The 17,297-nt window shown below is 57.7% G+C and carries 16 protein-coding genes; all 16 read left to right on the top strand.

The window, feature by feature from the left end:
- Positions 1-3: 3 nt before the first annotated feature.
- The 16 genes from rnc (at position 4) to ylqF (ending at position 17,140) form a co-directional block, all read left to right on the top strand.
- A complete protein-coding gene (rnc, locus tag MNU25_RS16395) occupies positions 4-765 on the top strand; it encodes a ribonuclease III (RefSeq protein ID WP_240986047.1) in 762 nt (253 codons plus the stop codon).
- Positions 758-4,351 carry a chromosome segregation protein SMC gene (gene smc, locus MNU25_RS16390; RefSeq protein WP_240986046.1) on the top strand — a complete coding sequence of 1,198 codons (3,594 nt, stop codon included), beginning with the start codon at positions 758-760 and terminating at the stop codon, positions 4,349-4,351. Before rnc ends, smc begins: the two co-directional genes overlap by 8 nt.
- A 202-nt stretch (positions 4,352-4,553) precedes the next feature.
- Complete coding sequence (gene ftsY / locus MNU25_RS16385; protein ID WP_240986045.1) at positions 4,554-5,486, top strand: signal recognition particle-docking protein FtsY; 933 nt, start codon at positions 4,554-4,556, stop codon at positions 5,484-5,486.
- Positions 5,487-5,560: 74 nt separating this feature from the next.
- Positions 5,561-6,601, top strand: a complete 1,041-nt coding sequence (mtnA, locus tag MNU25_RS16380; RefSeq protein WP_240986044.1) for an S-methyl-5-thioribose-1-phosphate isomerase — start codon at positions 5,561-5,563, stop codon at positions 6,599-6,601.
- The gene (locus MNU25_RS16375) at positions 6,598-7,239 is read left to right on the top strand and encodes a class II aldolase/adducin family protein (protein ID WP_240986043.1); all 642 of its coding nucleotides are present in this window, start codon (positions 6,598-6,600) and stop codon (positions 7,237-7,239) included. Before mtnA ends, MNU25_RS16375 begins: the two co-directional genes overlap by 4 nt.
- Before the next feature lie 328 nt (positions 7,240-7,567).
- Positions 7,568-8,866, top strand: coding sequence for an amidohydrolase (locus MNU25_RS16370; protein WP_240986042.1), 1,299 nt, complete (start codon positions 7,568-7,570; stop codon positions 8,864-8,866).
- A 283-nt stretch (positions 8,867-9,149) separates the two neighbouring features.
- Positions 9,150-9,518 (top strand): putative DNA-binding protein, encoded by a 369-nt coding sequence (locus MNU25_RS16365; RefSeq protein WP_240986041.1) that lies wholly within the window; start codon positions 9,150-9,152, stop codon positions 9,516-9,518.
- A gap of 199 nt (positions 9,519-9,717) precedes the next feature.
- Positions 9,718-11,064: a signal recognition particle protein gene (ffh, locus tag MNU25_RS16360; RefSeq protein WP_240986040.1), complete on the top strand. Its 1,347-nt coding sequence runs from the start codon at positions 9,718-9,720 to the stop codon at positions 11,062-11,064.
- Positions 11,065-11,237: 173 nt separating this feature from the next.
- Entirely contained in the window at positions 11,238-11,501 is a 264-nt protein-coding gene (gene rpsP, locus MNU25_RS16355) for a 30S ribosomal protein S16 (RefSeq protein WP_240986039.1), read from the top strand.
- 28 nt (positions 11,502-11,529) lie between these two features.
- Positions 11,530-11,760 (top strand): KH domain-containing protein, encoded by a 231-nt coding sequence (locus tag MNU25_RS16350; RefSeq protein ID WP_240986888.1) that lies wholly within the window; start codon positions 11,530-11,532, stop codon positions 11,758-11,760.
- A 294-nt stretch (positions 11,761-12,054) separates the two neighbouring features.
- On the top strand, positions 12,055-12,555 hold the full coding sequence (gene rimM, locus MNU25_RS16345; RefSeq protein ID WP_240986038.1) for a ribosome maturation factor RimM: 501 nt from the start codon (positions 12,055-12,057) through the stop codon (positions 12,553-12,555).
- A 3-nt stretch (positions 12,556-12,558) separates the two neighbouring features.
- Positions 12,559-13,410: a tRNA (guanosine(37)-N1)-methyltransferase TrmD gene (gene trmD, locus MNU25_RS16340; RefSeq protein WP_240986037.1), complete on the top strand. Its 852-nt coding sequence runs from the start codon at positions 12,559-12,561 to the stop codon at positions 13,408-13,410.
- A gap of 458 nt (positions 13,411-13,868) precedes the next feature.
- Positions 13,869-14,426, top strand: coding sequence for an RNA methyltransferase (locus tag MNU25_RS16335; RefSeq protein WP_240986887.1), 558 nt, complete (start codon positions 13,869-13,871; stop codon positions 14,424-14,426).
- 211 nt (positions 14,427-14,637) lie between these two features.
- Positions 14,638-14,979 (top strand): 50S ribosomal protein L19, encoded by a 342-nt coding sequence (rplS, locus tag MNU25_RS16330; RefSeq protein WP_240986036.1) that lies wholly within the window; start codon positions 14,638-14,640, stop codon positions 14,977-14,979.
- A 787-nt stretch (positions 14,980-15,766) separates the two neighbouring features.
- Positions 15,767-16,279 (top strand): signal peptidase I, encoded by a 513-nt coding sequence (lepB, locus tag MNU25_RS16325; RefSeq protein ID WP_240986035.1) that lies wholly within the window; start codon positions 15,767-15,769, stop codon positions 16,277-16,279.
- Between the two features lie 39 nt (positions 16,280-16,318).
- Entirely contained in the window at positions 16,319-17,140 is an 822-nt protein-coding gene (gene ylqF / locus MNU25_RS16320; RefSeq protein ID WP_240986034.1) for a ribosome biogenesis GTPase YlqF, read from the top strand.
- The last annotated feature ends 157 nt before the right edge of the window (positions 17,141-17,297 follow it).

Here is a 17,297-nt window from a genome sequence, read left to right as displayed (position 1 = left end):
GTGATGAGGATTAACACAAAACGAAATAAGAACGCGAAGCTGAAGAGAAGCCCCGCGGGGCATAAAAGGAAAGAAACCGGTTCGGGTCTGACCCAGAGGCTGGAGTTGGGTACGCCGCCCAGCCGCCTTTTGACGATGGCCCTGACTCATCCCTCTTACCTGTTTGAAAATCCGCGGGCGGGGGCGGAAAACAATCAGCGGTTGGAGTTTTTGGGAGATGCCGTTCTTGACTTTGTCATCGCGGAGTATCTGTACTTGACTTATCCGGAACGTCCGGAAGGCGAACTTACCAAAATGAGGGCGGCGGTAGTGAACGAAGGCACTTTGGCCCGCAAGGCGAGGGAGATTGAACTGGGGCACGAATTGCTTTTGGGCCACGGTGAGGAGGTTTCCGGAGGACGGGACCGCCCTTCTATTTTAGCCGACGCCTGGGAGGCGGTGATCGGGGCTGTCTATTTGCAGTACGGTTTTGAGGAAGTCAGGCGCGTTATTCTGCAGATGTTGAAGCCGGCCATCGAAGACGTCGCTTCCGGGGATTACGGTGATTATAAGACGGCGTTACAGGAAAAGGCCCAGCGGGAAGAGAATGAAGTGAGCTATCGCATTTTGGCTGAAGAGGGGCCGGATCACAATAAGCGTTTCACGGCCGGGGTTTTTCTGCAGGGAAAAATTATGGGCCGGGGCAGGGGCCGGACGAAAAAAGAGGCGGAGCAAAACGCGGCCCAACAGGTACTGGAGCATTGGGGGGAGGAGGGTGATGACTGAAGCCGTGAATCTTCCCGTTTTTCTCAAGTCAATCACGATTCAGGGGTTTAAGTCTTTTGCCGACCGGGTGAGGTTTGATCTGCAACACGGTCTTTCCGTGATCGTCGGTCCGAACGGCAGCGGAAAAAGCAATGTGGCTGACGCGGTCCGTTGGGTCCTGGGGGAGCAGAGCGCCAAAAGCCTGAGGGGCAGCCGCATGGAAGACATTATTTTTGCCGGAAGTTCAGGGCGGCGTTCCGTGGGGATGGCGGAGGTATCCCTGACTTTTGATAATTCAAGCGGTATTTTTCCCCTGGAGTTCCAGGAGGTTTGCGTGACCCGCAGGGTTTTCCGGGATGGGGAAGGGCAGTTTTTCATTAATCATTCTCCCTGTCGTTTGCGGGATTTGCAGGAGCTTTTCCTCGATACCGGGGCCGGAAAGGAAGGATTCTCCATTATCGGGCAAGGGCGGGTCGAGGAGATCCTCAATGCCAAACCGGAGGAGAGACGGCTAATTCTGGAAGAGGCGGCCGGAGTTGCCAAGTACCGGGTGAGAAAGAGGGAAGCTCTCAAACGGCTGGATGATACGGAGCGTAATCTCGAACGGCTCTCCGACATTTTGCGGGAGATTGAAGAACGGCTGGAACCGCTTTCCCATCAGGCGGAGGTCGCCCGCCGGGGCCTGGCCCTGCAAACAGAGTTACATACCTTGGAAATTCAGGCGATCGTTCGGGATTTGGCGGAGGTCCGGCGGAAACTGACGGCTTCCCAAGAGGAGGAGGCCAGTTTGCGCCTGACCCGGGCGGAGGCCGAGGCCGAACTGGCGCAGGCGGAGGGGTGCAGCCAGGAACTCAAGCTCGGGGAGAAACAACTTGAGGAAGCGGTTCAACTTCAGCACAACGAAGTCTTTCGTGCGGAGCAAGCTTGCGCTGCCCTGGAAAATCGGCTAAATGTCCTGCGGGAGCGCTATGACAATCTGGCGGAGCAGACCCAACGGCTGGCCGGGGAGGTCCGGCAGGGCCAGACATTGGAGCAGGAGAACAGGTTGAAGGTCGAGGCTTTGGTGGGAAAGCAGGCGCTCTTGCGGCGCACGGTCCAAGAGGCGTCAAAGGAAGGCGCGGTTCGCGAAGAGGCTCTGGACCGAGCCAGGACCAAAAACGGTTTGGATGTCTTGGATAAGACCAAAGACGAGTTATTCGCCGCCCTTTCCGAACAGGCGGCTTGCTCCAACAGGCTGACGGGGGTTAGGCACACCCTGGACTCCCTGGAGCAGCAACAGGCCTCTCTGGCCAAGGCGGAATCCGGTTATCTGGAACGAGTGCAGACTGTGCGCGGGGAGTTGGAGGAGGTACAATCCCGCCGGCAAGGGTCTGACGAGGAAGAGGCTCGCCTGAGCCGGGAGGAAAACCGCCTGCGGGAAGCCTTCGTAGAGGCGGAAGCAGAATTTCGGTCGGCGGAGCGGGCTTTGGCGGAACTCAGGGGCCGCAAGGAAAGGCTGAAGGCCAAACAGCATGCCCTGGTCTCATTGGCGGATTCCCTGGAAGGGTATGCCCGCGGAGTGCGCGAACTGTTGGCGGCTAAGAAGCGGGGAAATCCGGTCTGCCGGGGATTGTGCGGAACCGTGGCCGACCTGATTGCGGTCGAGGAGAAGTACGAGCTGGCGCTTGAGACGGCTTTGGGGGGAGCGCAGCAAGACATCGTGACGGTGGACCTGGAAGCAGCCAAGCGGGCCATTGCTTTTCTGAAAGCGGAGCGAGCGGGGTGGGCTACTTTTCTGCCTCTGGACACGGTGCGGGGAGGTTGTTTGGCGACGTCCTCAGTGGCGGCCGATCCGGGCTTTATCGGCTTGGCGGTGGACTTGGTCCGTTTTGAGGAGCGCTATCGCCCGGCGATGACCAACCTTCTGGGGCGCACCCTAATCGTGGTCGACATGGAGGCCGCGGGGCGGGTGGCGGCGGCTGCGGGTTATAAAGCCCGAGTTGTTACTGTGGAAGGGGATCAGATTCATCCCGGCGGAACCCTTACCGGCGGGAGCCGGCAGCGTAAGGGCAGCAATTTCTTGGGACGGAGCCGGGAACTCGGCCTGCTGGCGGAGGAACTGGCGCAGCTGGCCCGGGAGGAAGAGGAAAAAAGCCGGGACCTGCAAAGACTGGCCGAGGAAAAAACGGGGCTGGAATTGAAACTCAAGGATTTGAGCGAGAAACGGCGCTCGCTGCAGGAGGAGAAGGCTGTTTTGGCCGCTAACCGCGGGACTTTGGAGGTTCAGTTGAAGCGGTGGAGTGAGGAACTGGAAATCGCGCGGCAGAATCTTATCGGGATCCGGGCTCAGAAGGAGGAGGCGGGGCAGGCGCTCTCAGCAGCGCTGAGTGCGGTGTCGGCCGGTGAAGAAAGAGTGTCCGGCCTGCGCCGGGAGCTGCGGCAGGAGGAGGCGCGGGCCCAGGCGGCTGCCGGGGAAGCGGAACGGTTGACAGAGGCTTTGACAGAGGCGAAAGTGCAGATGGCGAAATGGGAGGAGGAACTGCGCCAGACAGCGGTTCAACTGGCGGAGGAAAAGGCGCGGGCGTCCGAGCAGGCCCGAGCGCTGCGAGAGGAAGAAGCAAGACTCGCCCGAATGGAGGAGAGCCTGGCGGCGGTTCTCGGGGAAAGCGAAAATGTGAGCCAGACTTTGGTCCAAGCGCAAGAAGGCAGAAGTGAGAAACAACTGCGGCTGGTGCAACTGAGAGAAGAGCGGGAGCGGCTTTCCGCCCGGTCGGCAAAAGCCGAAGAGCGGACCCGTGCAAGCCGTAAGCATCTGATGGCCCTTGAGCAGCGTCAGCACAACCTGGAACTGGCGGCAACCCGTTGGCAGACCGAGTGGCAAGGAGGGTCTGTCCGCTTAGCGGATGAGTTTGCCCTGTCCTGGCCGGAAGCTTTGGCTTATGAGACGGAAATGGCACGCGCTGAGATCCAGGAACGGATCAAGGTCCGGCGCGCGGAGTTGGAAGCGCTCGGGCCCATTAACCAGGCGGCCGTTACGGAATATCCCGCACTGGCGGAAAGGCGGGAGTTTTTGCGGGCCCAAGAGGAGGATCTCCTGGAAGCCGGCGGGAAGCTGAGGCGACTGATCTCGGAACTGGATGAAACCATGAGTCTGCGTTTCAAAGAAGGTTTTGAAGCGGTGAACGCGGCTTTCGGCCGGGCCTTTCAGGAACTGTTCAGCGGCGGCCGAGCCGAATTGCGCCTGGTTGAGCCGGACAATCTGCTGGAAACCGGGGTGGAGATTATCGCCCAGCCGCCAGGAAAGAAACTGCAATGGCTTTCCCTCCTGTCCGGCGGGGAGAGGGCTTTGACGGCCATAGCCCTGTTGTTTGGGCTCCTTCACGTCAAACCGAGTCCTTTTTGTTTGCTGGATGAGATCGAGGCTTCCTTGGACGACGCCAACGTACAGCGTTTTGCCGGCTACATCCGGAAACTTTCCGCCTCTACTCAGTTTATAGTCATTTCCCACCGCAAAGGGACCATGGAAGCGGCGGATGTCCTTTACGGGATTGCCATGGAGGAGTCGGGAGTTTCCAAACTTTTGACGGTGCGGATGGACGCGGGAGAGGAGGATCCGGTCAGCGCCTAGCGCCGTGATTCTGGTGGGAATCGGTTCTTAGAACTTCCTCGTTTTTTGACTACGGGAAGGTTCGGGGTTCGGAAGACGCTGGGAGAGGTTCAGTTACTGTTCTCCGGCCGGAAGGTATAAATCGTTGTCCGGGCGGGATTGTTTAATGTTTCGGGCAGTTATGATAAAATACTCCTAAAAGTGTCTGAAAGGAAGAGACAAAGTGGCGGGTTTCTTCAGCCAGTTAAAACAGGGTTTAGTAAAGACCAGGCAGAATTTTGTGGACAAGGTTGGAGAACTTTTAACCGGACGCCGCAAGATCGACGAAGAACTCTACGAAGCGCTGGAAGAAGCGCTGATTCGCTCCGATGCGGGAGTTAACACGGCCATGGAGTTGGTGGAGAAGTTGCGCCGAGAGGTGAAGAACCGGAAACTGACCGAGGCGCAAGAATTGCGGGAAGTCTTGCAAGAATTGGTGGCGGACCTGCTGGGAGCCGGGAAGCCGCTCAATCTGGCCGAACCCGGCCCCACGGTTATCTTGGTTGTCGGGGTGAACGGGGTCGGCAAAACGACGACTATCGGCAAGCTGGCCAATTATTTCCGGCGGGAGGGGAAACGGGTTATTCTGGCGGCTGGAGACACGTTCCGGGCGGCTGCCATCGATCAACTGGAAATCTGGGGAGAGCGCTCCGGGGCGGAAGTGGTTAAACAAAAAGAAGGGGCGGATCCGGCAGCAGTGGCCTTCGATGCGATTCAGGCCGCCAAGTCGCGCCAGGCGGACGTCGTCCTCATGGATACGGCGGGCCGCTTGCATAACAAGGTTAACTTAATGGAAGAGTTGCGGAAGGTGAAAAGAGTGATCACGCGGGAAATCCCCGCTGCTCCGCACGAAGTATTGCTCGTGCTTGATGCGACGACGGGGCAGAACGCTATCCAGCAAGCGAAGCTCTTCCGGGAAACGGCCGGGGTTACGGGAATTGTTCTGACGAAGCTGGATGGGACGGCCAAAGGAGGAGTCGTGCTGGGCATTCAAGGGGAAGTGAGGATTCCGGTTAAGTGGATCGGGATCGGGGAAGGGATGGACGATCTCCGCCCCTTCGTGCCGCAGGATTTTGCCGCAGCGCTCTTCAGCGGCTTGGATGAGGCGGAGGGGTAACGGATTCCCGGAAAGTTTCCGGGGAAATGGTCTGGTGCCTTACAAGGGCCTGAAGCGAGAGGAAGGTGGTCTGGATGAAGACAATCGAATGGTTGGGAGATTCTCTGCGGATATTGGATCAGACGAAGCTGCCGGTGGAAAGTGTTTACCTCTGGACAAAATCGTACGAAGATGTAGCTGGAGCGATCGAACACATGCAAGTGCGCGGCGCGCCGGCTATCGGCGCTACTGCGGCTTACGGTTTTGCGCTGGGCGCTTTGGCTTATGAGGGGAGCCGCGAGGGATTGGACGCTTATATGGAAAAGGTCTCCGCCCGCTTGGAGTCCACCCGGCCCACGGCAGTTAATTTGTTTTGGGCTTTGCGCCGGATGCAGGACACCCTGCGTGAGGCCCGGTCTGTCGAGGATCTGGCGGAAGTGCGGAAACTGTTGGTGCAAGAGGCGGACAAGATCGCCGATGACGACCGGCGCATGAACCGCCTGCTCGGGGAACACGGCAATGCGCTCGTTCCGCCTAAGGCGGCTATTTTGACCCACTGCAACGCCGGCTCCTTGGCGACGGTGGATTACGGCACGGCTTTAGGCGTGGTTCGAGCGGCCGTGGCAGCCGGTAAGGAAATCAAGGTTTACGCGGACGAAACCCGGCCTTTTCTGCAGGGAGCCAGACTGACGGCCTGGGAACTGATGCAGGATGGGATCCCGGTGACCTTAATTGCCGATAACATGGCGGGTTTTCTCATGCAGCAAGGCAAGGTGGATTTGGTCATTGTCGGAGCGGACCGCATTGCGGCCAACGGGGATACCGCCAATAAAATCGGGACCTATTCCTTGGCGGTGCTGGCTCATGTGCACGGGATTCCGTTTTATGTGGCGGCTCCGACCTCAACCATCGATCTTAAAATGGCGGGGGGGCAGGATATCCCGATCGAGGAACGCGCGGGCAAGGAGATCCGGGAGTTCCGAGGAATTCCGGTGGCGCCGGCGGACGTTCCGGTCTATAATCCTGCCTTTGATGTGACCCCGGCTAAGTATATCACCGGGATTATTTCGGAAAAGGGTGTTGTTTCCCCTCCTTATTCCGTCAATTTCCTGAAGATTATGGTGCGTCCCTCATGAATCTGGGCCAGAGAGTTCTGCGGATTGGCCGAGAACTGGTTATAAGCGGGGCGGTGGCGGGTACGTGGGGAAATGTTTCCGCCTGGGATGAGGAGAAGGAGGGCTTCTGGATCACTCCGAGCGGGATGGATTACCTGTCATTGCAGGAAGAAGACTTGGTGTTATTGAACATTCGGGGCGAGATTAGAGAGGGGTCGCGGCGGCCTTCTTCGGAACTTCCGCTCCACCTGGAAATCTATCGTCAGAGGCCTGATGTTAAGGGGGTCATCCACACTCACTCCGTCCACGCCTCGGCTCACGCGGCGGTCCGCTTGGCTATTCCGCCTCTGGTCGAGGATTTGGCGATGATCGTGGGCGGCGAGGTGCCGGTATCTGCTTACCAGCCGCCCGGAAGCCGGGAGTTGGCGCTCGCGGCGGTCAAAGCTTTGGGTTCAGGGAATGCGGTCCTTTTACCGAATCACGGTTTGGTGGGTGTGGGGACAAGCCCGGAAGAAGCGTGGAAGGTATGCCGCGTTTGTGAGAAAGGGGCGCAGATCCATGTTTTTTCGCGCCTTCTGGGACAGCCTGTGCTTTTTTCGGATGAAGAGGTGCGCCGGATGAGAGAAGCGTATGTGGGGGATTACGGTCAGCCGACATAAGTACGGAACTTCGGCTCGTTCGAACTGCGCCCGCGCCACGGGATATCCCGGGTGCGAAATGCCCGGGGAAGCGTACCGGCTCCCGCAATGGTAAGACGCTGACGGCGGCTGCAAACCGCGGGGAGTCTTTTGCGCCGGGTCTTGGTCTTATTAAGCTGAACGAGTTCACTCGGGCAGGGTGACGCGGGCAGAGACCGAAGAAAGCCGGCAGAGACTGAAGAAAGCCGGCAGGGACTCAAAAAGAGCCGGCAGAGACTCAAAAAAGGCCGGAGTGCCGGTTAATCCGCTTGCAACGGTTTCGCAAGCCGGCGAAAAGGGGGTAGCGCAAGTGGCCAAGTTATTACTTCGGGGAATGGTCCTCCCCATGAGCGGAGCGGAAGATTTTTATCCGCAAGGAGAGGTCGCGGTGGATGGGGACCGGATAGTTTCCGTGGGAGCGAAAGGTTCCGCGCCCCGGGGATTTGAGCCGGACAGACTTCTGGATCGCTCCAATGACGTCATTATGCCGGGGCTAATCAATACGCACACTCACGCGGCTATGACGCTGCTGCGCGGTTATGCCGACGACCTGCCTCTGATGCCTTGGCTGGAAGACAAGGTTTGGCCCTTTGAGGCTAAACTCAGCGACGAAGACATTTATTGGGGCACGATGCTGGCTTTGACCGAAATGATCCGTTCCGGAACCACGACGATGTCGGATATGTATGCTTCGATGGATCGGGTGGCCGAGGCTGTTCTGAGCGCCGGAACGCGCGCGGCCCTGGCACGGGGGATGATCGGCAGCGCCGCCAACGGCCTGCAGGCTCTGCGGGAAAATATCGAATTGTACCGCGCCTGTCACCGGGCCGGGGAAGGAAGGCTGCGGGTTATGTTCGGTCCCCACGCCCCTTACACCTGCCCGGGTGATTTCCTGCAAAGGGTCAAAAGCGAGGCGGAGAGCTTGGGGGCGGGAATTCACATTCATGTCGCCGAGACGGAAGCTGAAATTGAAACTATCCGGCAGGAGCACGGCCGGACGCCGGTGCAGTGGCTCAATGATCTGGGTTTATTCGACGGACCCGTGCTGGCGGCCCATTGCGTGCACCTGACTCCCGCGGATATGGAGATCCTGGCGGAAAAGCAGGTCTGTGTCGCCCACAATCCGGAGAGCAACATGAAGCTCAACAGTGGGACCGCGCCGGTACCTGAGCTGACAAGGCGCGGCGTGGTCGTCAGCTTGGGAACTGACGGCGCGTCGAGCAACAACAACCTTGACCTCTTCGGAGAGATGCGCAGTGCGGCCCTGCAGCAGAAACTGAGAGTAGATTCCAGTGCACTGCCGGCTTATGAGGTCTTGGAGATGGCGACGGTCAAGGGGGCCCGGGCCCTGGGTTTCGAAGAGGTGGGAATGCTGGCGCCGGGTTTTAAGGCGGACTTGATTACGGTTGATTTTGACCAACCGCACTTTTACCCGCGTTTCTCCATACCGGCCCACCTGGTCTATGCGGCCCATGCCGGGGACGTCAGAGACGTCATGGTCAACGGCCGGATGATCATGGAGGAGCGCAGGCTGCTCAGCCTGGATGAAAAGAAAATTTGCGCCGAGGCGGAAAAACGTGCCAAGGGGATTGCCCGGGAGCTGCTGTGAGCGGGCGGGAGGGCAGAGTTAGGCAGATCCCGCCGCCCCACCCATAAGATCTGTACTGCCTGCGTGCGCGGCGCTCCCCGACTCGGACGGTTCGCTTAGCGTGTGCAGCCTGGCAACTATTTTCGTGCTCTGTTGGTACAGTTTTGCGGCGGGTGGGGATCTACCCGTGAATAGTTACAGTCTTCGGGCTGGGCTGAGAGATGCCGAAGAAACTGGCCTTGACAAGGAAGTCGGTTTTGTCTTAAAATAGACGTAAAGTATTATTGCTTTACACGAGGCGGACATGGAGAAGTTTGCTAAGATGGCTCTTTTGGCGGATTTTTACGGGCCGTTGCTGACGGAGAAGCAGCAGGCGATTTGGGACCTGTATTATGAGCAGGATCTATCGCTGGCTGAAATTGCCGAGAACGGGCATACAACCCGTCAGGCTGTGCACGACCTCATTAAACGCACCGAGAAGATTCTGGCGGACTATGAGGCTAAGCTCGGTCTGGTCGCCCGCTTTCTGGCAGAGCGGGAGAAAATGGCGGAAGTGGCAGGACTGCTGAACGCCTGGCGGCCCGAGGATTTCCGGGAGCCGGCGCTGTGGCTCCGTTATACCGAGATCAAGAGGAAAATCGAGGATGTCTTGCAGGGAGTCGGGATGCCCTAGGACTCTGAGCGGGGTATGAGGATACTGCGATTCCCGGCTCCTGATTCTGAATGATGGTTTCTGAATCTCTCGTCATCGATTTCTGTTTTCTGATTTCCGCCTTCTGAACTTTGACCTCTGATTTCTGCTCTATAATCTTAATCTCTGACTTCTGACTTCCGACCTCCGACCTCCGACTTCTATTAAAGGTGGGGATGGCTTGTTCCAGGGCTTAAGCGAGAAACTTCAGGAGACTTTCAAAAAATTGCGCGGCAAAGGCAAGCTGAATGAGGCCGACGTGACCGCGGCCATGCGGGAAGTACGGATGGCCCTGCTGGAGGCCGACGTTAACTTTAAGGTTGTTAAAGACTTCGTGGCTAAGGTGAAGGAACGGGCTGTAGGCGCCGAAGTGCTGGAATCCCTTTCGCCTGCCCAACAGGTCGTGAAGATAGTTCATGAGGAATTGATCGCGCTCATGGGGGGGGCGGAAAGCAAAATTCAAATCTCCCCCAAGCCGCCGACGATCATTATGTTGGTGGGCCTGCAGGGCGCAGGTAAAACGACTCATGCCGCCAAACTGGCTTCTCTGCTGAAGAAACAGGGTAAACATCCGCTCATGGTGGCTTGCGATATCTATCGCCCGGCGGCCGTCAAGCAGCTGGAGGTATTGGGAGAGCAGATTAAAGTTCCGGTCTTCGCCCAAGCCGGGCGCGCGGCCGCAGAAATAGCCCGGGCCGGGGCAGAGTCTGCCTTAAGGCAGGGCGCGGATGTTCTCATTATTGATACGGCGGGGCGGTTGCACATTAACGAGGAATTGATGGGCGAGTTACAGGAGATTAAAGCCCAAGTGCAGCCCCAGGAAATTTTGCTCGTTGTGGATGCCATGACCGGGCAGGATGCCGTGAATGTCGCGGAAACGTTCCATGCCCGCCTGGGGCTGGACGGGGTCATATTGACGAAGTTGGACGGAGATACCCGGGGCGGTGCCGCTCTTTCCGTCAGGGCCGTGACGGGCTGCCCCATCAAATTTGCCGGGGTAGGGGAAAAGATCGAGGCCCTGGAGGCTTTTTATCCGGATCGGATGGCATCGCGGATTCTGGGGATGGGAGATGTCCTGACCCTGATCGAGAAAGCCCAGCAGGCTTTTGATGAGAAAAAAGCGGCGGAAATGCAGCAGAAGCTGCGCAAACAGGAATTCAGTTTAGAAGACTTTCTGGAACAGATGCAGCAATTGAAGAAAATGGGCCCCCTCGCTTCGATCATGGAGATGATACCGGGAATCGGCAAACAGCTGAAGGATGTTACGATCGATGAAAAGGACATGGCCCATGTCGAGGCCATCATCCGCTCCATGACACCCGACGAGCGGCGCAAGCCCTCGATCATTAAGGATTCCCGTAAACGGCGGATTGCCAAGGGGAGCGGCACGAGCATTCAGGAGGTCGGCCGCCTGCTCAAGCAGTTCGAGCAGATGCAAAAGATGATGAAACAGTTTGCGGGGGGCCTGCCGGGCGGCCTGGGCAAAGGGAAAAAAGGAAAAAGAGCGGGACTGCCGTTTGTCCGCTGACAGTCTGCCGGCTGGGGTGGGAGCCCAGAGAGCGTAGCGGGGACTTCGGACCGGCTTGCGGGGCGTGCCCGGGCCGGTTCCGAGCGCCTGCGGTCCAACCGGAGCAAAGACAGGTATCCTGATGATGTCCCACTGGGGTAAAGACAGGTATCCTGACAAGGAGGTGAAAAGCAGTGGCAACGAAAATCCGTCTGCGCCGTATGGGCGCCAAAAAGCAGCCTTTCTACCGGTTGGTGGTGGCTGATTCCGACTCGGCCAGAGATGGCCGCTTCATAGAAGAAATCGGTTACTATGACCCGACAAAACGTCCCGAAGTCCTGAAAATTGACGAGGAAAAAGTCCTTAAATGGCTGACCACCGGGGCTCAGCCTTCGGACACGGTCAGGTCCCTTTTGCGCAAAGCGGGGGTGTTGAGCAAATTCGCCTCTAAGAAGTAAAGGGGTTTCGAAACGGGAGATGGTTCTGTTGAAGGAACTGGTCGAACTACTTGCCAAGTCCCTGGTGGATCAGCGTGACCGGGTGTCTGTGGTTCAGACGGAAACGGATAAGATGGTGAATATCCAACTCACTGTTGCCCCGGAGGATATGGGTAAAGTGATCGGCAAACAGGGCAAGATCGCGAACGCGATCAGGACTTTGGTCAAGGCGGCGGCCGTCAAGGACGGGCGTCGGGTGCATGTCGACATAGACCAGTGATGTGGCACTCCGCAACGGCGAAAGTCGTGCAGCTTCTTTTCTTCGGGCTGCCCGTGGGTGAGCGGTACCGGCACTATCCGCGGTTTGGCCGCTGCTTCCAGTGTAGCGCAGTTCCCGACCATCCTTTGGGAAGTATTTCCTCAAGTTTTCGGGCTGAAGCCCAAGGACAAACCCGCCTTTTCCCGATGAGTAAAACTATGGGGTTTACGGCGGGTTACGGTTCTGTCAGGGATCCTGTCTGAGTGAGGTCAGGGCCGTGCCGCCGGTACGGCGGGGAAGAAAAGGAGCCGGATCATGAATGAAGTGCTGATCGGAGAAGTGTTGCGCCCACACGGTTTACAGGGGGAAGTCAAAGTATATCCTATCACCCGGGACCCCGGGCGTTTCACCAAGCTGAAGGAAGTTATCCTGATGAAAGGGGCGGCGAGGCTCTATCTGACACTCCGGAGTGTGCGCGTTTTGCCGGATTTTGTCTATCTGGCTTTTGACGGGGTAGAGAGTGCGGAGGAAGCCGAAAAACTGAGGGGCTGGCAAATCGGTATTGACCGGTCGGAGGTGCCGCCTTTGCAAGAAGGCTGGTACTATTTCGAATTGGAAGGCATGAAGGTATACCAGCGAGGGGTATGTCTGGGCACCCTGGTGCAGGTCCTGGCGACCGGGGCGAATGACGTCTATGTGGTGAAAGGGGAGCGGGGGGAATTTTGTGTTCCGGCACTGAAAAGCGTGGTCAGGAATGTGGATGTGGCCGGACGGAGAATGGACGTCGAACTTCCGCCGGGCCTCCTGGAGGATTAAGACATGCGCTTTGTCGTGTTCACTTTGTTTCCCGAGATGTTGGCCCCTTTGCGCGAGAGTATTTTGCAAAGGGCACAAGAGGCGGGGTTAATTGAAATCAGGCTCGTAAACTTTCGGGATTATGCCCTGAGCAAACATAAGAACGTCGATGATGAGCCTTACGGCGGCGGGGCCGGCATGCTGCTGAAACCGGAGCCGCTTTTTGCGGCGGTACGGGCTTTGCCGGAATCTCCGGGAGCGTCCGGGCGGCGGATCGTTCTTCTGTCACCCCAGGGAAGAGTGTTCTCGCAGAGAGTTGCCGTCGAATTGAGCTGTTATGAAGAACTGGTTTTCCTCTGCGGGCACTATGAAGGATTTGATGAACGGATTCGGGCGCTCGCCGACGAAGAGGTGTCTTTGGGGGATTTCGTTTTAACCGGAGGCGAATTGGCGGCCGCCGCCATGATCGATGCCATCGCCCGTCTTGTCCCCGGGGTTCTCGGGCAGAGCGCCTCTCTTCAGGAGGAATCGTATGCGGCTGGAGTCTTGGAGTATCCGCAGTATACCCGGCCGGAAGATTTTGGAGGGAGACAAGTGCCGGAGGTCCTGCTGTCCGGTCACCATGCCCGAATTGCGCGTTGGCGCCGTAAGGAAAGCTTGCGCCGGACGTTCCTGCGGCGTCCGGACCTGTGGGAACGTCTCGTTTTTACGGCGGAGGACTACTCCGTTTTGGAGGAACTGGCCGGGGAAATTCCCGCGCTGGGTGAGTGGCGCGACAGGTGGCGGGATTTGGCGCCGCGGCCGAAAACAAGGAAGAAGAAAAACTCAAGTGGTGGCAGAGGAGAACCTGGGCGAACGTCGGGGCACTGGCCGTAACAGCGCCGCCCGGCAGGCCGACTTGAGACTTCTGATTTGTGACTTTCGACTTTCGAGTAAGAGAAAAGCTAATCCGGAAGGCAAATTCCTTACCTGGGGAAGGAAAAGGGATGATCCGAAAGGTAAAGCGGCTTGCTTTATTCAATAGGTGACCCCGTTTAGCCGGAGTGCGGACAAACCGGTAGGTCGCATCTAACAGATCGCGAAAGGTAAAGCCAAAAGGCTTTCGTTTGACGGTCAACGGGGGCCGGAAACCCTGACGGTTTTCCCGTCAGCTGTGTCCGGCGTCCGACAAGCGCCGACTGATCGTCCGGGTGGGACTCCCGGGACCAAGGCCTCCCTGTCGCAATGCCTGCTCCCCAGAGTGGGCAAATCAAATCCAAAAGGAGCGAAAACCTGGTCATGGGGGTGGCCGGCTATACTGGTTAAAACAGTTAGCTTTTTTGAACCAGGATTTTGTGGGGGAACTCTATTTGGCCCTGGTGCACGCTCCGGTTTACAATAAAAATGGGGCTATTGTGGCGACTTCGATCACTAATCTCGACCTGCATGACATTGCCAGGGCGGCGGCGACCTTCGGCGTAAAGCGTTACTATGTCGTCCATCCGGCCGAAGCGCAGCAAGCTCTGGCTCGCCGGATCATGGGTTTTTGGCAGGAAGGATTTGGCGCCGAATACAATCCCGACCGCCGGGAGGCATTCACCAGGGTCAGGCTGGTGGCGAATCTGGACGAGGCCGCGGCGGAAATTCGGGAGAGTGAAGGGCAGGCTCCGCTGCTGGTGGCAACGGATGCCGGGCGGTACCCGAACACGGTCGCTTATCCGGACCTGCGCCGGCGCTTAGAGGAGGAAGACAGGCCCTTCCTGCTCCTTTTCGGTACCGGTTGGGGGCTCTTGCCGCGGGATGTAGCCAACGCGGATTTAGTCCTGGCGCCGGTGTTCGGTCCGGACGAATACAATCATTTGTCGGTCCGCTCCGCCGCGGCCATCATCCTGGACCGCCTGCGGGGTCACTGAGACGGCCGTTCAAACAGTCCCAAGGGTCCGGTGGGTCAAGTCAGCAGTTGCGCAGCCCAAGAGGGTATGATAAAATACATAGGCACAATAAAATGCCATTAGCATGGTAAAGTCCATGGTGAAGCCGATTGAAGCCCATGGGTGTGATGACGGATGGTCCGCTGGCAGTGACACTGCCATGAACATCTAGGCAAGGAAGGGGGGAATTCGAATGGATTACATTCGCATGATTGAAGAAGAACAGATGAAAAAGGATCTTCCTTCCTTTCGTCCCGGCGACACCGTGAAAGTGCATGTACGCGTGGTGGAAGGTACCCGGGAACGCATTCAGATTTTTGAAGGTGTCGTGATCAAAATAAAGGGTGGCGGGTTAAGAGAAACGTTTACCGTGCGGCGCGTCACTTACGGCGTCGGGGTGGAGCGAACTTTCCCGCTTCATTCGCCGAGGATTGATAAGATCGAAGTGGCCAGGCGCGGGATAGTGCGCAGGGCTAAACTCTATTATCTGCGCGGTTTATCGGGCAAAGCGGCCCGGATTCGAGGGCGCCGCTAAGTTTAAGAGTGCAAAAGAACCCGGAGGAAAGCCCAATCCTCTGGCTTCTGTCAGGGGCAGCTGAAACCCTGTATCGTGATGTGTGAAGAAAGGGCCGGAGAGCAACCGGCTCTTTCTTTTGTTGGCCCGAAAGTCCCTGCCCTTCCGGTCCTTGTGGCCATAACGTACTTTGTCGCCGCCGCATTTTCATCGATGGGGTCTTCGTCCGACTGAGTGACTGGGGAGGACCACGAAAACCCTTGGCAGCTTTGCTGATTTGGCCGTCGCAGAGTGTGCACTTCAGATGAGGGATCTCTTTTGCGTACGGTAAAACGGGCAAGCGAAGGATGCGATGTGACTATTCAGGGTATCAGGCGCATTGGCGTGAGTCCGCGCTGTGGCGGACTCACGCTGTTGGCGCGGCTTAACGCTGCACTGCCTGCGTGCCCGGCGCTCCCCTACTCTGACGGTTCGCTTAGCCTGTACAGGCTGCCAACTGTTTTCGTGCTCCGTCGATGACACTTTTGCGGCAGGTAGGGATCTACCCCTGAATAGTTACGATGCGGTCGTCAGGGTAGTCAGGCTCTTTAGGGGTATCCCTTTAGCGTACGGGAAGGAAGTGTTATACTAAAGGAGTGATACCGGAGGAGTAATTAGGAGGGCGATACCAGAGGGGTGCCGTTCAAGTGTCATACCGGGAGTGCCCTGGGGAAAATGACAACCTGGGAGCGCGGGCCTCTTGTATGCTTCCTCTTGCCCTTGCCCATACTAAAGCCGGAGAAGAAAGGGCAAGAGAGGAGCATCGTGCATGTTGAGACAAGGCTTCCGGTCATGGTGGACCGCTGGGATTCTGGTTATTTTTTTGGTTTTGTTAGGTGTTGTCCGCTGGCTGGTGATCCAGCCTTATGTGATTTCTTCTTCATCCATGGAACCGACCTTGAGGAGCGGAGACCGCGTGCTTGTTAACCGTTTGGCTTACCTTAATGCTGCCCCCTCCCGGGGGGATATTATTGTTTTTGCCTACCCGAAAGATCCTAAGAGAACGTTTGTCAAACGGGTCATTGCCGTACCGGGGGAAACCGTGGAACTGCGGGGAAACCAGGTCTTCATCGACGGGCAGGTGCTGAGGGAACCTTACTTAAAGGCGGGGGATTATCCGCCCTACGGTCCGGAGACGGTCCCGCGGGGTAAGGTCTTGGTTTTGGGGGACAACCGGCGTCAGAGCGAGGATTCCAGGGCGTGGGGGCTCCTTCCCCAGAGCGCGATTATCGGCAAGGTTTGGCTGACGTATTTTCCGTTTCAGCGTTGGAGGTTTTTTTAAGGGTTGCGGCGAGCCGGCCGGAACCCGGACGGAGGATTCATGAGTATTCAATGGTTTCCCGGTCACATGGCGAAAACCAAAAGGCTGCTCACAGAGCAGCTTCAGTGGGTGGATGCCGTCGTTGAATTGGCCGATGCCAGGATCCCGGCAAGCAGCCGCAATCCGGTTTTAGCGGAGCTTCTGGGCAATAAGCCCAGGCTGTTGCTCTTGAATAAAACCGATTTGGCCGAAGAGGTTTGGACCAAGCGCTGGCTGGAGAGCCTGCGGGGACAGGGCCCGGCCTTCGGCATCAGCGCCGTCTCCGGCCGGGGCCTGGGCCGGATCACGCCGGAGTTGGCGAAGCTCACGGCCGAGAGAGCCTCGCGCCTGGCGGGGAAAGGACTGCGCCCCCGACCGATAAGGGTCATGGTCGTGGGGATTCCGAACATCGGCAAATCCTCTTTGATCAACCAAATGGCCGGGGGCAGCAAAGCGAAAACTGGGGATAAGCCCGGAATTACCCGGGGAAACCAGTGGATACGGATTCATGATAAGATAGAGTTGTTGGACACCCCCGGTCTGCTCTGGCCCAAGTTCGAGGATCCCGAGGTGGGCCGGAAATTGGCCGCAACGGGGGCCGTGAGGGATGAAGTTTTCGACGCGGAGGAGTTGGCGGTTTGGCTGCTCACCTGGCTGAAAGAGAATAATGTCCGGGTACCCCCCCCCTATGAGAGTCGGGGCCAAGCCACGTTGGAGGAGATTGGGCGCCAGAGAGGCTGCTTGATGGCTGGGGGCCGGGTTGACACCGGTAAAGCCGCCCAGGAATTTCTGCGGGAATTCCGGCGCGGGCGCTTAGGGCGCAATACCTTGGATCGGTTTTAGGCGGGCGGAGAGTCATGCTTTTGTGGTTACGCTGCTCCCATACATAGGCCTTGAAGGTTCGGGGCAAGCTAACCGGGAGCTTAAACCAACACGTGATTTGGCACAGACTTGAGAGCGGGCATCTCCTTCAAGAATAGGCATATAATATTTAACTATG

The organism is Acididesulfobacillus acetoxydans, from assembly GCF_902729405.1.
GTDB lineage: Bacteria > Bacillota > Desulfitobacteriia > Desulfitobacteriales > Desulfitobacteriaceae > Acididesulfobacillus > Acididesulfobacillus acetoxydans.
This window is presented reverse-complemented; position numbering and strand designations above follow the sequence as displayed.